This window comes from Paenibacillus sp. FSL K6-1318 (assembly GCF_037976905.1).
In the GTDB taxonomy this organism is placed as follows: domain Bacteria; phylum Bacillota; class Bacilli; order Paenibacillales; family Paenibacillaceae; genus Paenibacillus; species Paenibacillus amylolyticus_A.
This window is the reverse complement of sequence record NZ_CP150270.1, coordinates 1,029,746-1,054,740: the sequence shown is the minus strand read 5'-3', so window position 1 is coordinate 1,054,740 and position 24,995 is coordinate 1,029,746. Positions and strand designations below refer to the sequence as shown.

Annotated in this window: 19 protein-coding genes; 4 read left to right on the top strand and 15 right to left on the bottom strand. The window is 41.5% G+C overall.

What is annotated here, in order from left to right:
• Window positions 1-316 precede the first annotated feature (316 nt).
• Both dhaK and NYE45_RS04595 read right to left on the bottom strand, forming a co-directional pair.
• Complete coding sequence (gene dhaK / locus NYE45_RS04600; protein WP_340015795.1) at window positions 317-2,086, bottom strand: dihydroxyacetone kinase subunit DhaK; 1,770 nt, start codon at window positions 2,084-2,086, stop codon at window positions 317-319.
• A complete protein-coding gene (locus tag NYE45_RS04595; protein WP_076333049.1) occupies window positions 2,086-3,228 on the bottom strand; it encodes a glycerol dehydrogenase in 1,143 nt (380 codons plus the stop codon). Before NYE45_RS04595 ends, dhaK begins: the two co-directional genes overlap by 1 nt.
• 305 nt (window positions 3,229-3,533) lie before the next feature.
• Here NYE45_RS04595 and NYE45_RS04590 point away from each other — a divergent pair, with 305 nt between their 5' ends.
• Both NYE45_RS04590 and NYE45_RS04585 read left to right on the top strand, forming a co-directional pair.
• A complete protein-coding gene (locus tag NYE45_RS04590; protein ID WP_340015794.1) occupies window positions 3,534-4,568 on the top strand; it encodes a PocR ligand-binding domain-containing protein in 1,035 nt (344 codons plus the stop codon).
• A 105-nt stretch (window positions 4,569-4,673) separates the two neighbouring features.
• Window positions 4,674-5,663, top strand: coding sequence for an aldo/keto reductase family protein (locus tag NYE45_RS04585; protein ID WP_340015793.1), 990 nt, complete (start codon window positions 4,674-4,676; stop codon window positions 5,661-5,663).
• Here NYE45_RS04585 and NYE45_RS04580 read toward each other — a convergent pair.
• From NYE45_RS04580 to NYE45_RS04560, 5 genes are all read right to left on the bottom strand, one after another.
• Complete coding sequence (locus tag NYE45_RS04580; RefSeq protein ID WP_340015792.1) at window positions 5,660-6,538, bottom strand: LysR substrate-binding domain-containing protein; 879 nt, start codon at window positions 6,536-6,538, stop codon at window positions 5,660-5,662. The two genes, NYE45_RS04585 and NYE45_RS04580, sit on opposite strands and share 4 nt — an antisense overlap.
• A 31-nt stretch (window positions 6,539-6,569) precedes the next feature.
• Window positions 6,570-7,040: an SMI1/KNR4 family protein gene (locus NYE45_RS04575; RefSeq protein ID WP_340015791.1), complete on the bottom strand. Its 471-nt coding sequence runs from the start codon at window positions 7,038-7,040 to the stop codon at window positions 6,570-6,572.
• Between the two features lie 151 nt (window positions 7,041-7,191).
• The gene (locus NYE45_RS04570) at window positions 7,192-8,580 is read right to left on the bottom strand and encodes a discoidin domain-containing protein (RefSeq protein WP_340015790.1); all 1,389 of its coding nucleotides are present in this window, start codon (window positions 8,578-8,580) and stop codon (window positions 7,192-7,194) included.
• 319 nt (window positions 8,581-8,899) lie between these two features.
• Window positions 8,900-10,000, bottom strand: coding sequence for a beta-eliminating lyase-related protein (locus NYE45_RS04565; RefSeq protein ID WP_340015789.1), 1,101 nt, complete (start codon window positions 9,998-10,000; stop codon window positions 8,900-8,902).
• A gap of 14 nt (window positions 10,001-10,014) precedes the next feature.
• On the bottom strand, window positions 10,015-10,875 hold the full coding sequence (locus NYE45_RS04560) for a LysR family transcriptional regulator (protein ID WP_340015788.1): 861 nt from the start codon (window positions 10,873-10,875) through the stop codon (window positions 10,015-10,017).
• Between the two features lie 181 nt (window positions 10,876-11,056).
• Between NYE45_RS04560 and NYE45_RS04555 the strand changes: the two genes are divergently transcribed.
• Entirely contained in the window at window positions 11,057-12,046 is a 990-nt protein-coding gene (locus tag NYE45_RS04555; RefSeq protein ID WP_340015787.1) for a zinc-binding dehydrogenase, read from the top strand.
• A gap of 1,249 nt (window positions 12,047-13,295) precedes the next feature.
• Here the strand turns inward: NYE45_RS04555 and NYE45_RS04550 are convergent.
• The 5 genes from NYE45_RS04550 to NYE45_RS04530 form a co-directional block, all read right to left on the bottom strand.
• On the bottom strand, window positions 13,296-14,423 hold the full coding sequence (locus NYE45_RS04550) for an NtaA/DmoA family FMN-dependent monooxygenase (RefSeq protein ID WP_340015786.1): 1,128 nt from the start codon (window positions 14,421-14,423) through the stop codon (window positions 13,296-13,298).
• A gap of 46 nt (window positions 14,424-14,469) precedes the next feature.
• On the bottom strand, window positions 14,470-15,648 hold the full coding sequence (locus NYE45_RS04545) for an MFS transporter (RefSeq protein ID WP_340015785.1): 1,179 nt from the start codon (window positions 15,646-15,648) through the stop codon (window positions 14,470-14,472).
• Window positions 15,649-16,003: 355 nt separating this feature from the next.
• Window positions 16,004-16,447, bottom strand: a complete 444-nt coding sequence (locus tag NYE45_RS04540; protein ID WP_264926902.1) for a MarR family transcriptional regulator — start codon at window positions 16,445-16,447, stop codon at window positions 16,004-16,006.
• 365 nt (window positions 16,448-16,812) lie between these two features.
• Entirely contained in the window at window positions 16,813-17,658 is an 846-nt protein-coding gene (locus NYE45_RS04535) for a hypothetical protein (protein WP_340015784.1), read from the bottom strand.
• A gap of 493 nt (window positions 17,659-18,151) precedes the next feature.
• Entirely contained in the window at window positions 18,152-19,132 is a 981-nt protein-coding gene (locus NYE45_RS04530) for a DGQHR domain-containing protein (protein ID WP_340015783.1), read from the bottom strand.
• A 135-nt stretch (window positions 19,133-19,267) separates the two neighbouring features.
• Here NYE45_RS04530 and NYE45_RS04525 point away from each other — a divergent pair, with 135 nt between their 5' ends.
• On the top strand, window positions 19,268-19,612 hold the full coding sequence (locus NYE45_RS04525) for a helix-turn-helix transcriptional regulator (protein WP_340015782.1): 345 nt from the start codon (window positions 19,268-19,270) through the stop codon (window positions 19,610-19,612).
• Window positions 19,613-19,882: 270 nt separating this feature from the next.
• Here NYE45_RS04525 and NYE45_RS04520 read toward each other — a convergent pair whose 3' ends face one another.
• The 3 genes from NYE45_RS04520 to NYE45_RS04510 are packed head-to-tail and all read right to left on the bottom strand — an operon-like array spanning window position 19,883 to window position 24,993.
• The gene (locus NYE45_RS04520; RefSeq protein ID WP_340015781.1) at window positions 19,883-20,566 is read right to left on the bottom strand and encodes a hypothetical protein; all 684 of its coding nucleotides are present in this window, start codon (window positions 20,564-20,566) and stop codon (window positions 19,883-19,885) included.
• Window positions 20,559-22,184, bottom strand: a complete 1,626-nt coding sequence (locus tag NYE45_RS04515) for a hypothetical protein (RefSeq protein WP_340017304.1) — start codon at window positions 22,182-22,184, stop codon at window positions 20,559-20,561. Before NYE45_RS04515 ends, NYE45_RS04520 begins: the two co-directional genes overlap by 8 nt.
• Before the next feature lies 1 nt (window position 22,185).
• A complete protein-coding gene (locus tag NYE45_RS04510; protein ID WP_340015780.1) occupies window positions 22,186-24,993 on the bottom strand; it encodes a helix-turn-helix domain-containing protein in 2,808 nt (935 codons plus the stop codon).
• Between the last annotated feature and the right edge of the window lie 2 nt (window positions 24,994-24,995).

Below are 24,995 nucleotides of genomic sequence, written 5' to 3'. Positions count from 1 at the left end.
AAAAATAGGACACTCCTAAAGCAATTAGGATTGTCCTATTTCTTTTATTCTTTTTTTCAATAATTCATCTATATAAATTGAACTAAAGAATATTTACACTTGCCACTCCGATGACAGAACAACCTTCTGATCGCTGTTATCCCCAGATTTTTATATCAGGCTTTACAAAGGGGAAAATCTGGTGATAAAGGCGAGGTGTATGCTTCCGAAGTAGCTTTCTTGCAGAAAGCTTTTAGCTCCGCTTCTTCAGGTTGTTTCTGTCCTCTACGTTCTCGTGTAAATGTTTAGTTCAATTCATCTAGAACGATATGATTCCTTATTTCATCGACTCGGACAATTCTGTGAAAATAACACCCAGCGCATACGCGCCAGCATCAGGGTAGCCCAGACTGCGATCGCCGACAGTACCCGCGCGGCCCATACGTGCCACGATGTCTTCGGTTTTCTTCGCACCTTCAACGGCAGCTGCTGCACCTTTGGCAAATGCGGTTTTGAAGTCATCGCCAGACTCTGCGCTTTGTGTCCAGGAATCAGCACACGGAACGAGTGCATCGATCAAGGTTTTGTCGCCTACAACTGCACCACGTCCGAAGGAGCGTTCTCCTGTGGATTGAATCCCCTGCACAGCTGCATGGATCATGTCAGCAAATTCAGCAACGTTCAACTGCTGTTTATCCCCTACTGCTTTGCCAGCCGCACGGAATGCTGAACCCCAGATCGGGCCGGATGCGCCGCCACAATATTCCATGATGACCAGGGAACACGCATCGAGGAATGAACCGATATCTTTTTTATCTTCGTTAATGATATGATTCCATTCGCGTTTCAACTGGCGGAAGCCTTTGGCCACACTCATACCGAAATCGCCATCCCCGGCATGGGAATCCAGTTCACAGAATGGCACTTCGTTCTTGATGATGATCTCACCCATTTTATCGATCAGATAGACGACATTGTCCAATGAAAATTGATTGCCTTCGATTACCGCAGCTGATGCATCCGTCTCCACTTCGTAAGATACGGGAGCGTCTTCACCCACAACGGCTTCCAGAGCCTCGGAATACGCCACTTGTGCTACCGGAGGGCCAGATACTTTAAATGCAGGGGTATCACTTTCCTTGAACAACAATGACTTCAGTTCATCATCCAGTTTCAGGATCGTAACCGATGCACCCGCCATATCGATACTTGTCATGTAGTTGCCTACAAACGTTGTAGCGACCTTCAGACCTGCATGCCCTGCAAGCTCACGCTGAACGGAATTGTTGAGCAGGTACAGTTCTTGCAGTGGTGTTGCACCAAAACCATTCACGAGCACCGCAATCTCAGCGGATGCATCCTTATCCAGCTTCATGTCTGCGAGCAATGCTTCAACCATACGTCCTGCCAATTCATCCGCAGATACGATTTTCTCACGACGAATTCCTGGCTCACCATGAATCCCTACGCCGAATTCCATCTCATCTTCAGCAATTTCAAATGTAGGCGTGCCTTTGGCTGGCACGGTACAGGATGTGAATCCAAAACCAATACTGCGAACATTCTGAGCTGCTTTCTCGGCAACGGATTTCACATCTGCCAGACTGCGGCCTTCTTCCGCTGCTGCTCCGGCAATCTTGTGAACCAGTACAGTGCCGGCAACGCCGCGACGCCCTACCGTATACAAGCTGTCTTGTACAGCGATGTCATCCTCAACACGCACATACTGTACGTCGATGCCATCCTCTTCTGCCAGATGCGCTGCATTCTTGAAGTTCATCATGTCGCCGCTGTAGTTCTTGATGATCAAGAGTGTACCCTTGTTGCTGGCTGTTGCCTTGATTGCTTGGTACACCTGGATTTGGGAAGGAGATGCGAACACATCTCCACACACCGCTGCATCCAGCATACCTTTACCCACATAACCTGCGTGAGCTGGTTCATGTCCACTGCCACCGCCACTGATCAGGCTGACTTTATCGGCCTGAATCTCTCTGCGTTTGATAACTTTATATTTTTTCAGGAACTCAAGCTCCGGGTGCGCAAGCGCAATCCCGTTACACATTTCCATAACCACATTCTCAGCTTGGTTAATAATTTTCTTCATTATTTTGCCTCCCGACGAGCTGCTTTGTACTCCCGTCCCATACGGTCAGCCGCTGCAATGGCAGCAGCCACTTCAGGAACGGTGATCGGGAACGGCATGGCGTGAATGGATTCTTCCGGAATACAAGCGATCTCTGCAACTTTCAACAGCTCTTCCTGACTAATGGTATCTACACCGATGTCCGCCAAGCTGATCGGCAGTCCCACTTCGAGACAGAAGTCCATAACTTCATGCAGCTCTTCGGTTGGTGCATTTTCAAGGACGAGCTGTGCAATCGTACCGAAGGATACTTTTTCACCGTGGAAGAAGTGATGTGTGCCCTCCAGAACAGTCAAACCGTTATGGATCGCATGTGCTGCGGCCAGACCGCCACTTTCGAATCCAAGACCTGACAACAGAATGTTAGTCTCAACAATGTTTTCCAGCGCTTGAGTCACGACGTTGCTATCACTGGCTACTTTCGCTTTTGCTCCATCAGTCAGCAGCATTTCATAACACAGTTTTGCCAATGCGAGTGCCGCATTTGTACCTACTGCAGATGGTGTATACCCTTCACGTGAACCCATTGGCAGACTTGCGTTTACACGGGAATAGGATTTCGCTGTTGCTCTTGCTTCGAAGTATGTAGAGAGCGCATCTCCCATACCGGATACGAGGAAACGTGTTGGTGCGTTAGCGATTACCGTTGTATCAACGAGTACCACACTTGGGCTTTGTTTGAAGTAAGCATAGTCATCGAAAGAACCATCCGGTGTGTACAATACAGCCGAGTGACTTGTCGGTGCGTCTGTTGCCGCAATCGTTGGGCAGATGATCAGTGCTTCGCCTTCGGCTACACATTTAGCAGCATCAATGGCTTTACCGCCACCAAGACCGATGGTAGAGTCACATCCTTTTTCCTTCGCGATCGCTTGCAGACGTGCAACTTCTTCACGGGAACATTCCCCTTTAAAACCGCTTTCAACAAACGTAATATTGAATTTCTCTGCTGTTGCATCCAGCTTCGCTTTGACACGCTGTACATCATCCGGATGTGCAATCAGCAAGGCCGATTCTCCGAAGGATTTAACAAAGTACCCCAGGTTCAACAACTCGTCTTCGCCTTGTACATATTTGGTTGGGCTGATAAATGCTTTTCTCATATGATTATATGCCTCCTAAGGATATGAAATAGTGTAGTGATTAGATCAAATTTTAATTTCTTACAATTGACCTTAATATAACGCATGAGCAACAGGTTTACAGTGGACTTTGATAACAAATTATTATAATTTTCAATCGTAAATTTTTGCTTTTTAGTGCAATCATGGTATGTTATTGTCATGAGATGGTTGAATTTTGACCTCCCATTATACATTACCCGTCATCCTTACATCTTAATATGTACAACTTGCTAACTTTTAACGGCCTACATCATGAATCAGGTTAGCTATGGAGGTTTCATCCAATGATTAAAGAATATCTGCATATCAATAAAATTCTCGACCTTAATAAATGGAAGCGTCTACAGGATTCTCTTGCCACAGTTACCAAACTCGCGATCCTTACCGTTGACTATAAAGGCATTCCCATAACCAGTCACAGCAGCTGTCAGGCCTTCTGCCAGAATGTACGCAAAGACCCCGAACTTCTCCCCTACTGCCAAAAATGTGATTCGCGCGGCGGTCTGGAAGCGGTTCGGTTGAATGAGCCCTATGTCTATCTATGCCATTTCAACATTATTGATATCGCGATTCCAATCACAATCGATGGCAAATATATCGGTGCCGTGATGGCAGGACAAGTGAAGCTGGCCGATCCGGAAAAGGGTAGTGATCTAGAACAGATTGTCACGTCCAAGAACGTGCCCATGCATGCAGCCAAGCTGGAGGAATTAAAGGACGATTACGCCCAGCTACCTGTGATGACCTATGAAGAGATTGTAAAAATCTCCAACATGTTATCCCTGCTCTGCAACTATATTGTTGAAGAAGCACTCAACAAAAATCTGTTAGTGGAAATGTTCGAGAAAGCTTCAGGCAATCAGGAGTCGCTGAACCTCTCCACCATTCTGCCGGGTTACTCCATTCGCAATATCGAGTCGATCAAAAAAGAGATGACCAATGCGATTGCGGATGCCTATCTCAAAAACAGCCCAAGTGATACGGAAAGCTCCAGCCCGGTGCTCCAGCCTGCTTTTGAATACATTCACAGCCACAAGAGTGAGCAGGTTTCACTCAAACAAATGGCCGATCTATGCCACCTGAGTCCGAGTTATTTCAGCAGGCTGTTTGCCAAGGAAACCGGTGAGAACTTCACAACCTACCTGGCACGGCTCAAAATCAAGTGGGCCAAGCAATTGCTGGAGGTCACTGACATGCCTGTCTCACAGATCAGTGACGAGCTGGGATTCAATGAATCGGGATATTTTATTAAAATATTCAAAAAGTTTGAGGAAATTACGCCCGCTCTCTATCGTAAATACATTCAGGAGAAAATGTAGTTTCACTGATATCTTTTTCATATCAAAGATGGGGTTAAAAGATATTTCACCTATTAATCTGTCATTGCTACAATGGAGTCCAGATTACTTAGGGAGGCGGCATCAATGGAATATCGCAAATTAGGGAACAGTGGATTAACCGTTAGTGAGATTTCACTCGGCAACTGGATTACGCATGGTGCGCAAGTGAATGATGGAATAGCAGAGGCTTGTGTTCAGGCCGCATTGGAGGCAGGCATTACCACATTTGATACGGCAGACGTATACTCCAATACTAAGGCCGAAGTTGTATTGGGACAGGCACTGAAGGGGATACGAAGAGAAAGTATTGAACTGTGCACCAAAGTCTGTCACCCGACCGGTACAGGTCATAATGACCGAGGACTTTCCCGGAAACATATTATGGAAGCCTGCAATGGTTCATTGCGGCGCTTACAGACTGATTATCTCGATGTCTACTACGCTCACCGTTATGATTACAATACCCCGCTGGAAGAGACGTTTCTGGCTTTTGCCGATCTGGTGCGTCAGGGCAAAGTGCACTACATTGGCGTAAGTGAATGGAACGCGGATCAGATCGCAAGAGGAGCCGCTTTGGCGCGGGAACTTCATGTGCCCTTCATTGCAAGCCAGCCTCAATATTCGATGTTATGGCGTGTGATTGAGCAAGAAGTCGTACCCGCAAGCGATCAAGCAGGACTGGGACAGATCACATGGTCTCCTCTTGCTCAGGGCATACTATCAGGCAAGTATGCGCCTAACGAAGCATTGCCCACCGGATCACGTGCAGCTGGGGAGGCAGGAGCTCCCTTTTTCAATAAATTGGCTGGTCAGTGGTTACGCGAAGATGTTCTTACCGCTGTGCAAGAGCTTGTTCCATTGGCGAAAGAGATCGGGCTAACGCTCCCTCAACTCGCCGTTGCTTGGGTTCTCCAGCATTCGTATGTCAGTTCCGTCATTATCGGTGCATCCCGGCCGGAGCAGGTATTGGAAAATGTAAAAGCTTCCGATGTGAAGCTAGACCCTGAGATCATGTCTCGTATTGATGAAACACTGAATCCGTGGATTGAGCGTGATCCAGCCAAGACGGGTTAAATACATTCATCAACGAAGTTCATAAAACGGGATACCACTTCCTGATTCATGTCCGTCCGCCATGCCGTATACAACGGTACGGAGGGCGGATTTTCTTGTAATGGAAGGAACACCACACCCTTCCGTTGGAACACATCCACCGATGACGGAACAATGGAAATCCCCATGCCCGCTGCAACGAGATTCACAATAGTGTACATCTGGATCGCTTCCTGCGTAATTCGAGGGTCTACGCCATGTGCTCTACAGTAGTCCAGAACCAGTCGATGAAATGGAGAACCCAGATGTCGTGGGAATAAAATAAAATCTTCATCCGCCAGTGCTCGAATCGAAACTTGAGTCTGAGAAGCCATCGGATGATGATCTGGCAACACGGCAATCAGCGTTTCCATCTGACAGGGACGGAACGAGACATGCCCGGTATCTTCCTGATACCGCAAAAATCCAATATGGATCTGTCCGTCTTCCAGCGCCTGCAATTGCTGGGACGAGGTCATCTCACGTAATGTCAATTCAATCTGAGGGTACGCAGCGCGAAATTTCCTGAGTACATCGACCATGATGCTCCCTGAAGCCGAATCCACAAAGGCTACGGTTATATGCCCGATAATGCCTTGATCTGCCTTTTGCGTAAGCTGAATGGATCGTTCGAGTTGGGCCAGAATGAGTCTGGCCTGTTCCAGAAATACGGCACCTGCTGGTGTCAGACGAACCATTTTTCTCGTACGCTCCAACAACTTTACACCAAGCTCTTCCTCTAAATTCTGAATCTGCTGGCTCAACGGTGGTTGCGTCATATTTAATTTTTCTGCTGCACGGTGGAAATGAAGCTCCTCCGCCACGGTGATAAAGTATCTTAACTTTCGGATATCCATACGTCTGTTGTGCTTCCTTCCGTCTATCCTGTTAATTCATCTGTTCCTGAACCCAGATTGCCGACTCAGCCAGCATTATCATTAGTTCATTAAAATCCACAGCAATCTCCCGAAGAGGCAGTTCTCCTGCATCGTGGATCAACATCAGTACCTTGCCGGAGCTTTGATCCAGTATAGCCATACTTCCTTCACCAAATCCACCAATCGGGAAAGGCTGGAGGTCAGCTGGCAGCTCGTATTCTTTCTCATATTCACAGTAAGCTTCAAGAAACTCGGGATACGCCCAGTCCAGTTCTTTCACGGAATACAAAGCAGGATCGCCGAAGTTACATGCACCGAATTCGAGCAAAAGCGCACGATACGCTCCGGGCAGTTTCACATTATGCTTTTGCTCAAAATCCACAATGCTTTCTTGCGATTCAGGAGCACACCCTTCTCCCATTGTCGTATCATAAGCTTTCGCCAAAAGATCACGAATCGGTTCTAATTCTATCGATGCCACTTGAACTCCCCCTTTTAATACGTGTTCAACAACCTCTTTCAGTACCTTTCGTCACTTAACTATTTATTCCTGCAAAAAACGGCTGAATCAGGACTTTCGCCACTGATCAGCCGCTGTATAGTCAGATCAATTCTTATAAATAAACTGCAACTTACAACGCAATACCCGTTACCTTCCATTCCAGAATGCCCGTGGAAGCAGCATCACTGGATACCATCTGAAGACGCATTTTCGTAGTGCTCACCGGATCAAAAGTCGTGGTATTGTACGTATCTGCACGAGTTCCACGGCCTTTGGCGTTCTTCACATCACGCCATGTTTTTCCATCCCAGTATTGAATTTTGTACGAGCGAGGTACATCAATACCGCCGTTGTCCTTGAACCAGTAAACATCCGTTTGTGATACCGTATACGTGCGATCCAAATCATACTGTACCCAATGTGTACCGATCTCTGGCCAGTTCCCATACACCGCCTGTGTACGATCGTTGGAATGTGCAGGGTCCAGTCCATCATTCAGCGCAGCAATCGTTTCCCATGGAGAAACATACGATGTCGTCACTTTGGCATTCGCAGCTACATTAACAGGTTGATTGGAAGATGGCGCAAGCGGGAAACGTGCGGTATCCTTTTTCAACTGGCTCCATGTATAGCGCAGCAACCAGGCATCCCAATTTGTAATGGTAGACGAATTGCCTGCCCACATAATCGTTGGCATAGGGAAGCCACCCGGCGGACGATCCGGTACTTCATAGAAATCTGGCATGCCGAAGCCATGTCCAATTTCATGTTCAGTAATTTCAATTTCCGTGTTGTTCACGGTTCTCAAAATGTAATCATCGGAAACCCGCTGCCCCCAGTCTCCGCCAGCACCGCCACCGAAGTTGGACGTTCCCCACAGGTACATGTCAAACCGCTTGTCCAAACCGCCAGGATAGGCATAGTTCGAATTCGTAAAATGCTCAAATCGCGACAACGCGTTAGGTGCATAGGGCAAGGCTGCCGGGATTTTTGGATCAGACTTGCTCAGCTCATCCACAGTTGTGGTGGTATATATGATTTCATCTGATTGCTTGTCCAGAATCTGTGCCGGATTCGCTACTGCCCAACCGACTACTTTAACCGCAATATCCCCATAAGGCCAACCGTCATAACCCTTCAAATGTTTCGTCCAGTTATTCATTTGCCGTCCCAGCATCTTCTCAATATCCTTACGCTGTTGCAGGGTCACATTCTTGGTCGATTGCCAGCGCACAACATAGTTAATGGTTCCTTGACCTGCAAAAATCTGATCGTAGATCAGGTTCTTCCGATTGACCGATCCTTCCTTGATCATGCGATTGGCATACACCCACTCAATGGATGATCTCAATTCCGAAGGCATATCGGATAATACAGCCGTGATTGATACGCCAGAATCGGCGGCTTCGGCTGCGTACGCCTCCCCAGACCATGCGGTACTTCCCCCCAGCAGTGTTGCAGATAACGCGAGTGACATTACAGCTAGCGTACATTTTTGACGTGAAAACATAATCTTCATCCTTTCTTCCCCTAATGTTATGAACCGTTCTTGTTTCGCTCCCCATTCCTTGTTTGGAATATATTACCTTTAATATTTTACATGATAAAGAAAATGTTGGAATACATCGGTATACCTGTTTTTGCTACAGGTTCATGCACTTGTTCAAGTTAATCCCGTGATAAAAATCGGACTTTGGACTAATGACATATGCTCGTTCATGAAAGTGGTTTTCATAGGAAGATGTATAAAAGTGCACAAAAATACCCTGTCCAGCATGTGGACAAGGCAGATAAACATCGTTTTGTTTACTTCGTACTATATATTTCTCTCACCGCTCTTATCTCACCTGTTTACGCAGCTCTTGGTCCAACCATTCCAGTGCTGCACGCAGCTTGTCCTGGGGAACTTGCTCATAACGATCTCCTGCAGAAAATTCGAAAGCGCAGCTGTTCCCACTCGTCTTGTTCAAATACGAAGTTACTGCTATGCCATACTGCTGAGCCATTTGCACAAGAATCGGTTCGACTTCGACAGCAGCCAGCGCAAAGTGCACATGGAACATATTCGATACTGGCACCTCGGGCAATGTATGTATCCCGTGACACGCATTCAGTAGGGAGGCGAGTTCTTGAGCCTGCTCGTAATACAGCTCCATTTTGCCAATCCGTTCATTGAAATAGTACTGGGAACTCAGAATATACGGATACAGGCCGATCAGATCTCCGCCGTGCCGCCGTTTCCATACTTTCGACTCTTGCATCACATCCGGATCTCCCGCCAATATGGCCCCCGCAATGCCCCCGATGCCTTTGTAAAAGGACACGTACACTGTATCAAACAGACTGCAAATCTCCGCAGGAGTCTTCTGGTAATAGGGAGTAATTTCAAACAGACGCGCCCCGTCCAGATGTAGCTTAATCCCGCGTTCACGGCAATAGGCCGAGATCGCTTCCAGTTCTTCATACGCTGGCAATTGACCGCCAATCTCCCGTTGCGGCAGTTCCAACAGCAAGCAGGCAATGTCCTGATCGAGCGCTTGTACATCTTGCAAACGAATCAATCGGTCCTTGTCCGCAAGTAAAATCGATTCAATCTGGTGCAACTCTTTCAGACCGTCTTCCTCATGGATTTCCAGATGACATAGAGGGTGATAAGCTACTCGCTTCACACCTTTGCGGTCACACCAGATCCGTAATGCAATCTGCTGCGCCATCGTTCCGCTTGGGAAAAACACCGCCGATTCCTTGCCGAGAACGTCAGCCATCTGTTGCTGAAATTCTTCAATGACGGGGCCGTTACCATAGTGGTCACTGAATAGCTCCCCATCGATCTGCTCCAGTACGTCCTGAAGCACCTTCACTTTGCGACTGCCATGACCGCCAATAATAAAGTCTGCCTGACTAAATGCTTCCGCGAGCGTTAACGCAGTATCCTCCAAGATCACTCACTCCTTTATAGTTCTGGTTCTGTAATGATCTGTACCAAAGCGCTCAGCGCACTAGATATATGTTCACCACGGGAATACACAAATCCTACTTCCAACCTGCAATATGGATCGGGCAAAGACATCACTGCAATCTCGCCTCTTAATTCTGCTTTGGTAACCGAAGAACGTGGCAGCAATGATACGCCGAGCCCGGCAGATACACCATTCAGAATCGTGTCCAGTGTTCCATATTCCATGACGCTCAGTGAGTGGATACCTTGATCTCTCAAAAAAGATTCCGCCTGAGTCCGATGTGTGCATCCGATCTCAAAAAACAACATCGGCCTGGACAATAGAGCATGTAGCTCATGTGTTCCAGGTTCGGCGACCAGCACCAATTCCTCGTCATACATCTTCATATAGTTCAGCTCAGAATGATCGATTGGGCCATATATTAAAGCACCATGCAATTCATGTTGAATCACCTTCTGGTTCAGTTCATGCGTCCCACCCGTGACAAGCGAATGCTGTACCTCCGGGTAGCTTGAAGTATATTCAGCCAAAAGTGGCGTCAGAAAAGTGGAAGCTGCTGTCTCAATGGCGCCCAAACGAAGTAAGCCTGCTGGTGGGGTTCCCACTTGCGTGGCCTGCTCTGCTTCATATAACAATTGCAAAATTCGATCCGCATACACAAGCAGGTTCTCGCCCGCCGGTGTGAGCGACATCCCTCGATTGGAACGATGAAACAGCGGTACTTGTAGCTGAGTCTCCAACTGTTTGATCCGTGTGGTCACATTGGATTGTACATAATTGAGTGTGAGCGCAGCTTTACTGATACTACCTTCGCGGGCAACCGCCTGAAATATTTTCAAATCACCTGCATCCATACCCTGATCACCTGCTCGTCGTTATATCGGTATTCTGCATCATGCGATTCATGCAAAATACTTATCTATTATTTTCAATGATACTGACAATCATTTTTGTTCATTTTACGTGAATCTGCCCCGTCTGTACAATGAGGCTCAGTAGCGAAGTCTGGCTACATAGACAGGAGGAATATTGAATATGAAAGCTATCGTTCATTCAGGCCAGAGCGGCCTTGCAGGTCTTCAATATACAGAGTCAACATCTCGGGCACCAGAAGCTGGGGAAGTGCTGATCCAACTAAAATCCGCTGGAATCAACCATCGGGATCTATTCACCATGGCAGAACGCGGAACCCAGGACACCCCACTTATTCCCGGTTCCGATGGGGCAGGTATCATCGTTGAGATCGGCGAAGGTGTAAGAGGATTCGCAATAGGAGATGAAGTCATTATCCATCCTACGCTCGGTTGGGAACATACATCTGAAGTGCCGATCGTACCCGATATTGTTGGGGGTCCCACGGACGGAACGCTGGCGCAATATATAACCTTGCCTGCTGAAAATGCCCTGCCTAAGCCAGCCCACCTATCCTGGGAGGAAGCAGGCGTGCTGTCCCTTTCCGCGCTGACGGCCTATCGCGCCTTATTTACTCGCGGCGTATTGAAGCAAGGTGAACATCTCCTCATCCCCGGCATTGGCGGTGGTGTAGCGACCTATGCCCTACTCATGGCGGTAGCCGCTGGTGCCCAGGTGACTGTCACTTCCAGAAGTGAAGCCAAAAGAAATGAGGCACTGCGCTTGGGTGCTACCCATGCATTGGATAGTCATGCCGATTGGCATCTGCAGCATGATCTGGAACCTGTGGACATCATCATGGATAGCATCGGACAAGCCATGTTCCCGAAATATTTTGATATAATCAGACCAGGTGCACGTATCGTGATGTATGGAGCAAGCTCAGGGGATGATCTGTCCATACCAATTCGCTCTATCTTTTTCCCACAGATCCGTCTGATCGGCACCTCTATGGGCAGCCGTGAGGAGTTTGTCCAGATGCTGCAATGGGTGGAGCAACATGACATACATCCTGTAATCGATGGCGTTTATCCGTTGCAGGATACAGCGAAAGCATTCGAGCGTATGGAAAAAGGCGAGCAGTTTGGCAATCTGGCTATACTTATGGAGTGATGCCGGACTATAGTCAACTCTTAAATAGAACGAATTGAATTGGATCAAGCCAATACAAGACTATTGTGTGTTTTCAAACTCAAGCAAGCTATACGATGATGGATATCAGCATCTAAAAAGTCTTGAATTCCAAGCTGGTTGATCCTGGTTGATGGGTCTGCGACTTTCTAAGGAACACAGTACGTCTTATTCGGCCTCCAGGTCCTCTTTCTAAATTGTAAGGAACTTCAGACACGTTATTTCCCAAAATTCACTAGCAAAACCGCTGCAAACGGTTGTTTATTCGGATATAGCGTGTCTCAGGTTCCTTAGATTTCCGCGGGCGCTTCAAATCCTTGAATAAGACGGCTCAGATTCGTTAGCGCTCGCTCTAGTTTGTTCACGCTATTAACCATTCAGGAGGTGTACATACATATGGACAATCGATTGTATTTGGTCGAATTAGTTCGCAAGCTGATGGACGCTGAAGGGACGGAATTAAAAGTATCTACATAAAATCATATGTACATAAATCTTATTTTAATCCGAAAGCCTTGTCTGTCTTAAAAAATGTCATTATGTTAACTGTACATAACTATAGTACTGTACATAAGTAACACTTTGATATCTATGAGTGTACATAAACATTGTGTGGTGGTGGTGACCTTTGTTCTGCTTTTTTCCTTTCTAATGGGGTCTCTGCCTGTAATATCGTGATTTTTGTAAATTGATTTATTTCATAAAGTACTCTTATACTCTATTAAACCTTAAAACAATAACTAAAATTAAGAATATTTTATACATTTTCCTGCGATATAGTACACACCGGAGGACTTAAAACTCCTTAACATCTGCTCCGGAATTCTTTGTTTCCGATCCAAACCCAGCGACCAATCTTGCTACCTTGACCATCCTGTAACGGCTTTGCATCCGGGAGTTTCATCTTTTGTATTCAATAAAAATTCCATCGTTGCTTTTTCATTTGCTGCTGTAGCATCCTTTCCCATCATGTTAGCATTCATTATTCCTATTACTGCTACAATGATTTTATGGTGAGCAATAGATGTAATGTACTCTCCAGCATTTTCTGCAACAAAAACCCGTTAATCATCACTTCATAGATTAACGGGTTTTTATAATAAACACCTCAACTGATTAAGCTTAGTAAAAACCTATCACTGAACCAAGTATATTCTCTTAACTTATCCACGATTTATTTAAATGTTATTCAAAATATAAAAGAGTTCACAACAGCTGTGGCTAATTTTTTTCACATTGAATATCTATTTTCTGGATAGGGCAAACCTAAATTACCACGTAAAGTATGTGATTCGTATTCCGTACGGAAGATTCCTTTTTCTTGCAAAATAGGAATAACTAAATTGATGAAGTCATCGAATCCTGACGGATGCTCCTGTCTGATCTTTAATAGGTCCATCGCACCCGCCTCATACCATTGTTCAATTTGATCTGCTACTTTTTCTGCAGAACCAAAAAATTTAGGTTTGGGTATTCTGTACCCAGGCATTAAGCTTTCTAATTCTTGAAATTTTTCTTCAGCTTCTCTATCTGTACGTCCTACAATCGGATTATGCGAGAGTGTAATTATGAAATCATCAGGCGAACGGCCTTCTAATGCGACCCTTCTCTTCACCTCATGACTGAATGCTTTAGCATCCTCTAAGTCATCAGAAGGGAGGAATACTCCGTCAGCATGCTTTGCGGCAATATTCATGAAATCCGAAGAGGAGCCCGCTTGGAAAATCACGGGTCTTCCTTGTCTCGAACGGCTAATATTTAACGGGCCATCCACTGAAAAATACTCCCCTTTAAAGTTTAGAGCGTGCATTTTTTTCGGATTAAAGAATATACCGCTTTGCTTATCCCGAATAAAAGCGTCATCCTCATAGGAGTCCCATAGGCCTTCAACTATCTCTAAAAACTCTTTTTTCATAGGATACAGATCTGCTTTTGAAAGATGGTTGCGGCTATAATTTGCTAATCCTCCCGGATTTGAAGTTATGGCATTCCAGCCTGCACGTCCATTACTAATTTTATCTAAAGAAGCCATCTGTCGGGCAACGGTGAATGGATCTGCATAGGAAGTAGCAATGGTTGCAGTTAGCCCGATTGAATGAGTCACCATGCTTAATGCAGAGAGAATAGTTACACCTTCGAACATGCTCAGATAATGTGGGATCATATTCGGTCCTATATGGCTGACGTCAGTTAAAAAGATAGTGTCAAACTTTCCTTCTTCTAATCTTTTAGCTTTTTGTACATAGTACTCTATGCTCTCACTAGCATTAGCTGGCATATCTGGGTGACGCCAACCCATATAATTCCACCCAACTCCATCTATGGTACCACCAATTTTAAGTTGTCTTTTCTCTTTCATGTATATCTTCCCCTTTCATTTTAACTTGTTTGTTGAAACATGCGTATTATCCGTTTAATCTGGTCTTGACATTGGAACGGAACAAAGCGAATGAAATTGCAAAAATACTAATTGCAACGACAACTGAAGCAGCGGCTACCAAACTGACTGATTGAATGGATAATCCGGCAGTGACCAGCCCTCCGAAAGCCGCACCCGTAGCCATCCCAAGTTGCAAGACGGAGCTGTTTAAACTAAGAATAATTCCGGACGCCTCTGGAGCGATGGAGACGAGGTTGTACTGCAGGGTTGGCCCTGATGTCCAAGCAGCAATCGCCCAAACCATAAGCAAAACAAAAATGACAATATACGACCCTGCTATGGTAGAGAGCATTATAAGAGCAAGAGCATTAACAGACATACCGAAAAATAGTGTACGGGCGAAGCCTAAACGGTCCGTCATAAATCCACCGAGCTTGGAACCAATTAATGTTGCAATCCCGAGAACAAGTAGAGTAAGACTTAATGCTCGTTCGCTCATCGGTGAGACGGTATTCAGGAAAGGTGTAATATACGTATAAAATACCGCGTAACCAATAAATAAAAAGAATGTCACGCAGAGAGAGAAAGTAATCTTTGAATTCTTCAAAAGTGCGAGTTGTTTGCTAAGAGGAACTGGCGCTTCGTTTTTTGTTGCAGGAATCATTCTAGCGACAGCAAAAATTGCTAGGAGACATAAGAGACCGATGCCCCAATAAATTACCTTCCAATCGAATGATGCAGCAATGAAACGGCCTATGGGGACTCCAATGACAAGAGAAGCACTAAATCCCATTGTCACAGTAGCCAGGGCACTCGCCTGATGACCTCGTGGTGATAATTTTGCTGCGAGGGAGAAGGCAGTGACAATAAAGACTCCCATTCCAACTCCGAGTACAATGCGTGACAGCATCAAAAATCCGAAACCAGAAAAAATGACCGTCATAGCACTTCCTAGAACAGTTAAAGAGAGAGCCAATATCAACTGTTTACGCTGATCTAACTTCGCTGTTGCTAAAATAATGATAGGCGTGCCTATTGCATTGGCTAATGCAAATAGGGTAACAAGCTGACCAGCAGCAGAGACGGTTACACCAGCATAATCAGCAACTTTGTCCAAAATGCCCACAAAGACATTTTGCGAAGTGCCGACTAAAAGGCTGATCAGGGTCAGCAAGTATATTTGTAGTTTCCAAGTTTTACTCATTTTATTAATCCACCTTGTAATCGATAATTTGTAATTCTGAAAATATTGAGCTGAAATATGATTACTTGAATCTTCATCTCATTCCAAAAAATTAAACACACTTTAAATACTCTAGTGAAAAGGGTAGTATGCTTCTTTCAAGATGATTGGACGCTTTGTTACTTCAGTGATACTCGTAACAGCTTAGCTAGCCAATGCTACAGCTTAAACTAATATTTAGTATTACTAAATATATAAACAGAGTTTCTTCTCATTATTTTCAATATAATTAACATATTCACCTCAATTCATCATACAATAATATTTATTTAGGTAAACTAAATAATAAGACGTGTTAAAGAGTTCTGTCAAGAAATTATCTTTTAATATTTTTTTCCATTCGTTGTAGCCAGACTCGCATTAAAGATATTTCTTCATTCGTAAATCCTTCTTGCATTTTCTGTTCAATAACATCAATTGTATGCAAATTCTTTTCTTCTTGCGCTTTACCTGTCTCTGTAAGAAATATTCTTTTCACACGTGCATCTTTTGAATCAACCTTCCGGATCACCCAACCCCCTGCAACCAAGCAGTCAATAAGATTTGATAACGATGCAGGACGGATATTTAACTTCTCCAATATCTCTTTTTGAGTAAGTCCATCTCCTGTTTTCCATAAACAGCGTAATACATCTATCTGGGCAGAAGAGAGTCCGTCTTCTAATTTAGCGCATATTTGGTTGGTGAGGTGTGTTAAGTCACGAGAAATCCGTTTAATCGAAAAAAAGGTACCACCTTGATCATTCATTTTATCATCCATTTATTTAACCTCCCTAAACTTTATTTTGTAACATTTGTTGACTGAATGTCAACCTTGATTAAAACATGAGAAAATCAGTTATGTCGACGTGCATATGTTCCGTAAGCACCAAGTTCACATTCAATTTAACTTTGCCATAGGAGTGTCATTTAATGAATAAATCCTCTTACGTAATTTCGGCAATCAGTACAAGTTCGTGTCCTTGTCTCTGGACACGAACTTGTACTGATAAAATAAAAAAGCCACTAAAATAGCGACTTTAATGGGATTATGTTCTTGTCCCTCGACAATTCTTGGTTAATCCCAAACCACTTCTGTTCCTGCAATAAAATCGTGACTCGCACATCGATCCTTACGCACATAGATCATAAACTTACCACTTCATATTCTGAATCTGTTAATATTGCATGCAACTTATGTAACCCATTTTTCTTTTCTCTAAAAAATTCTTCTACATACTCTTCTTTTACAATATGAACTAAGTAACTAAACTCTCTATTGTAATAGGGTGATATGTAGTTAAACGACACAAGTACATAATCTGTATCTTTAACTATGACATCCTCCTCATCTACCCGTGCCTCAAATAATTCACCTCTAAAAATAATTACTGGCTCGTATAATTGTAAAAAATGAGAATAAAATGGATCATCATCTTCAAGATCATTAATATCTCCCGAACCTTCTCTAGGTCTTAAATAACTACTTTCATAAAGATGTTCGAGTGCTTTCACCACCCCCGTCAGAGCTTTGAATATGTCATCCCTCCCAGCATTTCTAGTAAATGCCTCGTAGAAAGATCTCGCCAAACGTCCTTGATAATTAGTTATTTCCTGGATAAATCTAATACGATTACCATGCGAACTATTAAATCCAGATTCATGTTTAATAATTGAATAAAAATCATGAAATTTTTCATGTACATTTTGTTCTGTTGTGAAAAAGATCCATGGGTGCTGATTAGCTTGTTTCAGCTCTATAGGAAAAATCATACTAGTTTCTACGAAATGCGTTGAATTAAAATCCTCAGTCGCAACAGTACATTCCGCTATTAAGTCAATTTCCCTACCTTTGTTCTCATCTTTATCAATGTAAAAATTGTTATAAGACAACGTCCAATCACATTTCTTAATGATTTCTGCTGCTTTTAATTCAAATGGAAATCCCGTTTTTTTTATATCTTGAATAATTTTATTGGTCAGTTCACTCAATAAATTCACTCCTTTTCAGAGAACTAAATTAATTAAAGATGCCCTACCAAATAGTAGGGCATTTACCGGTAGCTTCTGTATTATTTCATTCTATATTATAGATGTTAGGTAGTCAAAGTGGCTTTCTTGTCTTCTGGCTCCATGTAACTTCTGAGCCTAGAATATGGTCTCCTATATCTCTCAAATGGAACGAAAATCTGCCGTCAACTAACCAAGTATTGGCGGAACATGTTCTTGTCCTTTGTTATAATTGAAAATACACATTTTATCTTGAAGACCTTGCTTAGTCAGGAGGGGATCGCTAAACTTCTCTTGGTTTGATCAAAAGTACGGTTCGGTTTGCATTGCACACTTCGCTTTTCTCGAAGCAATAAATTCGTCCTATTTCTCGAATCGGTTCCTTAAAATAGGAAAACCGCGCTGGGCGCGGGTTCTTATGAAATGATGAATCAAAATGAATGCGGCTCATATCTGCATTAGAGTCTCTCTCGATTCACTTGACCTCTGAAATCAAATCTTGAGCAAGCATTTTAGAGCCACTAATTCCTTTTAAATACTTCAGCGGGCCTTCCGCAGACCATTCTGTATTTCTCATTTTTCTTACACATTTTTCAATAAAAGAGTAATCCGATTTACCCTTTTGCCGATTTATAGATTCATTAAGGATTTCTGCCCCTGCAATTGCCAAAGCATTAAGACAAACGATATGTGTTAAACGATATCCTTTATAGTTAAGCCATTCGGTATTAAATTGTTCCTTAATGGAGTTAAAGTATATGAGAATTAAGGCCAGTTTTGTTTCTTTGTTCAGTTTAGCAAGACCTTCTGGCTTTGTAAGCACCTCAATTACTTTGTATAAATTCTGAAGAGTAACATGTCGACCAGAGCTACGCTTTCCCGTTAGTGTCCCTATAAAGTGGAAGGGGCTGTCACCACGGGTTATAAGTTGTGTTGCGATCCAACTATATTCATCCGAATTTCGATGTAGGTATTTACTTAAGGAAGTTCCAATTCCTTTTGCTGTTGTGTTAATAATGTCAAACAGATGGATCTCTTCATCTTCATCCAAATAATGAAATGCCAAGAAAGGTACATTGATCTCAGAGTTTGTATCTTGCGTATATCTTTCAATTCCACCAACCCTATGCTGGCCATCCATTATGGATGCCTTGCCTTTGCAAAGCAATCGACCTAAATGTGGCCTGGCTTTGTCATATGCGCTGAAGTCCCAATGAGATTCAGCATTTAACATGATTGGAGCAAAGAGTGCATCTTCTCCTTTGGAGAGATACAAAGCAAAATCATTACACCTTTTACTATCCACTGGTCGTTGATATCCCTTTCCGGATGGATGATCAAAAGGCTTTACGTAGGTAAGTTGTAATACAGATGTAGCAGAGACATTCCCTAAATAAGAAACTTTACCACGCATTTTATATTGCAGCACATTTTCAATTACATGTTGTTGTGTCATAGATGTTATTCTCCTTATTATCATATGCTACTTTCATTTTAGGATATATAACACCAATTTACAATTGGAATTAAGTAGTTAAGTATTCTTCATTCCAGGACATAAGATACCTACTCTTAAATAGAGGTGGCATGAATGTCCAAAATAAATCTAAGAGTAGGTAAAAAAATTCGTTTATATCGGAAAGCAAAAAAACTAACCCAAGAAGAATTAGGAGAACAACTTCGAATAGATTATTCGTACTTGGGAAGAATCGAACGTGGGGAAGTTAATATCACGATAGAGACCTTGGACAAAATAGCAAATTCTCTTAACATAACACCTTCACAGCTGCTAGAGGATGACAAGCACTATTCAAAGGATAAATTAAAGACCGATATTCTGGAGAAAATTGATACAACCTTGTTATCCCTATCTAGTAAAGAACTTGAAGTGCTTCATCGTTTAATTAAAGATGCACTTGTATTTAAAGAATTATAAAATTCCAATCAAAGAAAAACAAAAAGCACCTTCCCTACCTCTTATGTTACGGAGATCAAGGAGGGGCTTTATTTTGATTTCAGCCTTAAAAGAAGAAATTTAATTAATTTATAAAGTATCAATGACAAAACAAAGACAGACAAGCATCCAATTTTCATATTCTTACAATGAGAAAGAGCCAATACTTCAAATAACAAGCATCTTGTTCGCATTCAACATAGTATTTGTTAACCTCGATATTTGGATAAATAGACTCTCATAGCTCGTACCCTAGTGGTCTCTTTTGAATATGTTACGGTACTTGGCTTCCATCTTAGATAGACTTGAATTTTTTTCGGAGAGATCCGATTCTTCCGTTTCAAAAAGGCTTTCTAAATTTTCTAAACTCATATGTTTCTTGTTGTTTTTATCAAACTGTAATAAATTTTCTTTCATCTGGTTTGGTAATTGTATGTGAGAAAAGGTACTTGAGATCATTTGTTGATTGTATAACTGTTCATAATGTCTTACCTGTGATCGCAATAATCGTACTTCATCGTTCTTCATTTTTAATTCAGCACTGTAATCTTTTCTTCGATTCAGCTCTTCTTCCAAATTGTTAACCTTACTATGAAGCTCGTAGAATGCCTTTTCGATGAAATAAAACTCATTAATTATTTTGTTTTTGTCATTCTTATAGAAGTCAAAAATCTGTTCAATATTTGGAAAGTAAACATCATCACGTTCAGATATTCCAATCGGCATTCTAACAGGAGTGTTTAATGTTTCTAGTGTATCAGGAATACGTCTACTCCACGTATTCCTTCCGATGCCGGTTTCCTTCTCTAATAAAAGGTAAGTTAGCTTTTTACCTTTATATTTCTTTTTAATATCCAAAGCAATTTCCTTGAGTTGTTTGTCAGTATAATTAGAAGGCCTACCTTTACCAGCTCGTCCTTCTTTTTTTTTAGTCATACCTTTTTTCCTCCATCAAAATCGATTCAATTATCGCTTTTTGATTCATGTTTTTTACAAGTTTCATTGAATTGGTCTTTGAAATTTCATCAGAATAAGGATGCTTTGATAGGGGAGATGCACTGCATTGTTCCCTCATTATTAGGTGAATTTCATTCATTCGTTGATTGAGCATACCAGAGAAGTCCTGCAGCCATTCAATCCCTTGTTCGTATTTATCAATATCTGGTTTAAAAACGTAGTTGTTGCATAGCCTACAGTCTTCAACACACGAAGAAGGGAAGACTTCTTTCATTTCCTTACAATAACCGTAGTCTACTTTTAACATATCCATTGTGTCTTGGGTATTGTAAATTTTTCCTCTATCATATGCATCTCGTCTCCATCCAATAAATCCTTCAGGCATAGTATCTGAAATCTTACGTTCTAGTATCTTTTGAGCCAATACATAGACATACGATTGAGAGAAATGTTCCGCATGTGAATAATAATTCTCCTGTGTGGCAATAACATCATGTCCAGCCATTCTAGCGATAGAGAGCATATTGAATCCCTGTAGAAACATATTGATAATTGCGAAATGTCTGGTATCTCCAGGCTTAATTTCATCAAGGTTTGACTCCAAATATACACCTTGCACAACCTCGCTATAAAACTCCTGCAGTAACACCTCAAAATTGTATAATGTCATTCGATTAAAGGCTTGACGTTTTGGACTTTTGCGAAACATCTGATAAAAATCTCTAGGAAAAAGGTATTCATCCTCAATACCAAATCCAATTAGCTTTGTTTTGTAGAATGAGATTAATTCATAGGTTTTTAAGTCTATTTGTATTGAATCATAATGAATAACTCTATCTGGTGAATCATTTTCTCTTTTGATTCTAGGAACTTTAAGCCATATAGATTCATTATTTCTATATTCAAGGCAGTCTATATTCATTAAAAGCAGCTCAGTCGGTCTCTGAGGCAATATATTCGTGATAAGCCACCAAAACATAATAGGCATAAATTTCAAGGTAGTTTCTATTGGTTTAGTTTGAAAAAAATCATTTACAATATCATTGAAAACAAGTACATCGTGGAAGTGTGGCAAACGTCTATTTTCATATGTTGCGAAAGGAATACTGCTACAGATCCTTAATAGTTCCTCTTCTTGTTCGAAGGAATAGAAGCTAATAAAGTTCTTCAATACATTCGAAATAGCATAGGCCCGTTGTTCTGACATTGAAAACAACTTGTCTTTCAAGTTATTCGTTTGCTTCAAACCATTGGATAACCTAATAAATTTTTTAAGCACCTGGACTTCATCATAACACTTATGTGCGCTTACCCCAGATGATCTCCGTAAGGTGATAAAGGCCTTTACCGCTTCATTTAGGTCCCTATATAAGTCAAGGTCAAATACAAGATGAAAATCATTTGCCCTTATTTCGCACGGCAAAGTCCATATGCGGTCATGGAAAGAATCTGCCACGATATATCCATTTTCTTTTAGGGTAGAAAAAGTATTCAAATATATACTATTTTCCATTTTATTGTAATGTACTTGCTCGATCACGCTTACTATTGATTGTCCAATCAATTCTTGAGACAGTTTGTATTCCAAAATATCCACCTTATTCAATATATATTTTGTCTGCCAATTGGCTGAGTTTCCCGCGAACATATTCTATATTTAAGAAAGCCTCAATATAATCCTCACCAAAAAAGTCGATCCCTTCATCAAGAAGTACGAGTAAATTTAAAAGGAAGTAAGACTCTTTTTTACGAATGGCATCATGATCAGTGCTTTCAATCGAATTAATTAACCGATCAAACTCACCACTAAGCTCAATAAATAAGTAATTTTTCGGAATTATATTGGCGCATGAATAACATGAATTCAATCGTGGATATTCACATCTTGGAGATGTGATACACTGGGCGTTTTCCGTTTTAGAAGGCATTTCTCCTTTAAAAATCTTCACTATTAATTCAATCAAGCTTTCTTTACTTTGCTTTGCCAATCTCGACATAACAGAAATTCGTTTTTGTCCTATCTGCAAGAGAAATTGAGCCCATAATTCGGTGTTCATTGGACTAGCTAATTGATTTCGAATCGCTGAAATTGCCAGTGTTTTATCTTCCATTGTTCGGGATGTAACATCACTTTCGCTGGCCAATAATATCAAATAATTATATAACCATCCAAAGTGTCCTCGTCGGAATAGATTGGAAGATACCTGATTCAAGCTCCCGTCTTTGTTTGTAGCTTGAACATAAATAGCCGTGCTTTCAGCCCTGTTGTGGGACCTTACCCTTTGAGTTAGTTCTAGTGCAACATCAGAATCATTCCCGTCTTCATCACTAATACTATAAAAAAAGTAAGTCAGAGTACTATTGTTAAACTTCAAACTTTTAAAGGGTTCAAGTGTCGAATCCCACTTGAAAAAATGTTGATGATGGGGTTTCCCTGATGTAGCTACCGTTTTAATTCTTGTTCCCTTAATGAAAGATTCAAAAAGAAATGAGTTCCCGTTTTTCTGTCTATGCAATTCACAAACAATCAATGCTGTCGATAATGGTTCCACCAAGTCCGGCTCGACTAAAAATGTAACAAAAGCAGTTGTTTTACTTGTCTTGATTGAGCGAAATAGCAAATATAATTGATTAATAACTTTTTGGCACTGCGTCTGTGTTAATGCATTGTTGTTAAACCAATCAAGCGAATGTATCTGAATTGTGGAGAGGTCGAGATTAGGAGTCTTAAAAACAATATCTGAGGCTCTCCATGCGTTTGTAAGGTGCATTATTGTAAAGGCCCACATATTTGCATAATAGTCATCACAAATGGCATTAGGTAAGTGCAACGTTACATCCTTTACATACCGATAGAAGGAATAAAATGTTTCAGGCGAATATATTTCTTTTTCCTTGTTTTTATTGTTGTTTATTCTTGATACTACGTATTGTTTCGGAACAGGAAGATTACAACTGGAATAACAATAGTAATAAAATGAAATGAAAATTCGTTTAGTATGCTGGTTACTCATGTGTTTAAATATGATGTGGTCTAATACACTTACACTCAACTCATGTAAATTTATGTTTTGTGACCTTAATGTCTCGAACACAAATTTGTAACAATTGAAAAGGTTACGAACGTGTCTTGGATTTCCTCTTAGCTTACTCAAGTTAATTGTACAAAACTCTGTAAACAGGTCTGCCGTTTTTCCTAGATGAGATGGTAATGAAAAAAAAGTCATATAGTGTAATAGTTCATCTAAAGCGTCTTTATTCGTATAAATATCTACCTTTTTATTGTAGTATTGTTCGTAAGTATTCTCGATAAAATGATTGACCTCTTCAACCGGTATATAATACATACCTTTAATCTTTTGCGCATTTGCAAAAATTTGTTTATTTTTAATTTTCACTTGCAGTGATTTCTGAGACACTCCAGTCTTTTCGGCTATCATCTTCAGACTAAGTGTATTGGGAGGGATAAGAATTGTCTTCTTATACTTTAGTGAAGATATTTGAGATTGCTTATAATCGTCGATCGATTCCATCGGAATCATCCATCTAGCCTGGCTAATGTTGGACGGAACTTTAATAGCCTCTTTGATTTTTCCGGAGTTTATAAGATATGTCACCATAGACTGAGTAATTTTCAACAATTCAGAAGCTTCTTTAGTACTCACATAGTTTTCTATCCCTGGAATTGAAGGTGAATTTTTAGGCTTCTTTTTATCTTTCAGCTCGAAGATAAGTTTTAAATCTTTAGTATGTATATATGGATTTCCCATATGCAAAATATACGGTATCTCTGATTTCCAATAGTGAAAATTAAAGTCTATATTTAATTTAGCCCTAACCTGATTTATTCTAAAATATTCATTTGGATTAAAGGCAGGATAATATCCGATATTTTGTTTAATCTCCTCAATAGAATCCATTTTAAAGAGATATTTATCTTTGTAGTTACGGAAATCTACAATCAAGCCACTTTTAATGAGTCTGAATATTTTCTCTGGATTAGTATATAGAATTTCACTTAATTGTTTGACGTTTATATAATCATCCTCATTCACATAACCGCTCAACTTTTTTATCTCATCTATGGAGCTAAGGGGAATATAGGTTATCAAACGATAACGAACATTGTCCTTAATCCATCCTTTTTTAATCCAATTCAAAAATGTTTCAGGACTGATTTTAAAGAGTCGAAGGAATTCTTCTTGACGCATGTACTCATCTATATTTATATATCCAATGTTTTTTTTTATTAAAGGGATGGTTTCCTTTGGTATTAAGGATTTTTTATCAATTTTTATGATTGATGGCACTTTCCCATCAGAAATCCATTTTGAAACGGTGCCATAGGTGACATTTAAGACACTTGCGAGTTCTGATTTAGTGAGATATTCGGATGTATCGTGCATAT

Excerpts from the sequence above, each read along its gene's own strand:
- dhaK (WP_340015795.1), bottom strand. The coding sequence starts at position 2,086 with ATGAAGAAAATTATTAACCAAGCTGAGAATGTGGTTATGGAAATGTGT.
- NYE45_RS04595 (WP_076333049.1), bottom strand. The coding sequence starts at position 3,228 with ATGAGAAAAGCATTTATCAGCCCAACCAAATATGTACAAGGCGAAGAC.
- NYE45_RS04590 (WP_340015794.1), top strand. The coding sequence starts at position 3,534 with ATGATTAAAGAATATCTGCATATCAATAAAATTCTCGACCTTAATAAA.
- NYE45_RS04585 (WP_340015793.1), top strand. The coding sequence starts at position 4,674 with ATGGAATATCGCAAATTAGGGAACAGTGGATTAACCGTTAGTGAGATT.
- NYE45_RS04580 (WP_340015792.1), bottom strand. The coding sequence starts at position 6,538 with ATGGATATCCGAAAGTTAAGATACTTTATCACCGTGGCGGAGGAGCTT.
- NYE45_RS04570 (WP_340015790.1), bottom strand. The coding sequence starts at position 8,580 with ATGAAGATTATGTTTTCACGTCAAAAATGTACGCTAGCTGTAATGTCA.
- NYE45_RS04560 (WP_340015788.1), bottom strand. The coding sequence starts at position 10,875 with ATGGATGCAGGTGATTTGAAAATATTTCAGGCGGTTGCCCGCGAAGGT.
- NYE45_RS04555 (WP_340015787.1), top strand. The coding sequence starts at position 11,057 with ATGAAAGCTATCGTTCATTCAGGCCAGAGCGGCCTTGCAGGTCTTCAA.
- NYE45_RS04550 (WP_340015786.1), bottom strand. The coding sequence starts at position 14,423 with ATGAAAGAGAAAAGACAACTTAAAATTGGTGGTACCATAGATGGAGTT.
- NYE45_RS04545 (WP_340015785.1), bottom strand. The coding sequence starts at position 15,648 with ATGAGTAAAACTTGGAAACTACAAATATACTTGCTGACCCTGATCAGC.
- NYE45_RS04540 (WP_264926902.1), bottom strand. The coding sequence starts at position 16,447 with ATGGATGATAAAATGAATGATCAAGGTGGTACCTTTTTTTCGATTAAA.
- NYE45_RS04530 (WP_340015783.1), bottom strand. The coding sequence starts at position 19,132 with ATGACACAACAACATGTAATTGAAAATGTGCTGCAATATAAAATGCGT.
- NYE45_RS04525 (WP_340015782.1), top strand. The coding sequence starts at position 19,268 with ATGTCCAAAATAAATCTAAGAGTAGGTAAAAAAATTCGTTTATATCGG.
- NYE45_RS04520 (WP_340015781.1), bottom strand. The coding sequence starts at position 20,566 with ATGACTAAAAAAAAAGAAGGACGAGCTGGTAAAGGTAGGCCTTCTAAT.
- NYE45_RS04510 (WP_340015780.1), bottom strand. The coding sequence starts at position 24,993 with ATGCACGATACATCCGAATATCTCACTAAATCAGAACTCGCAAGTGTC.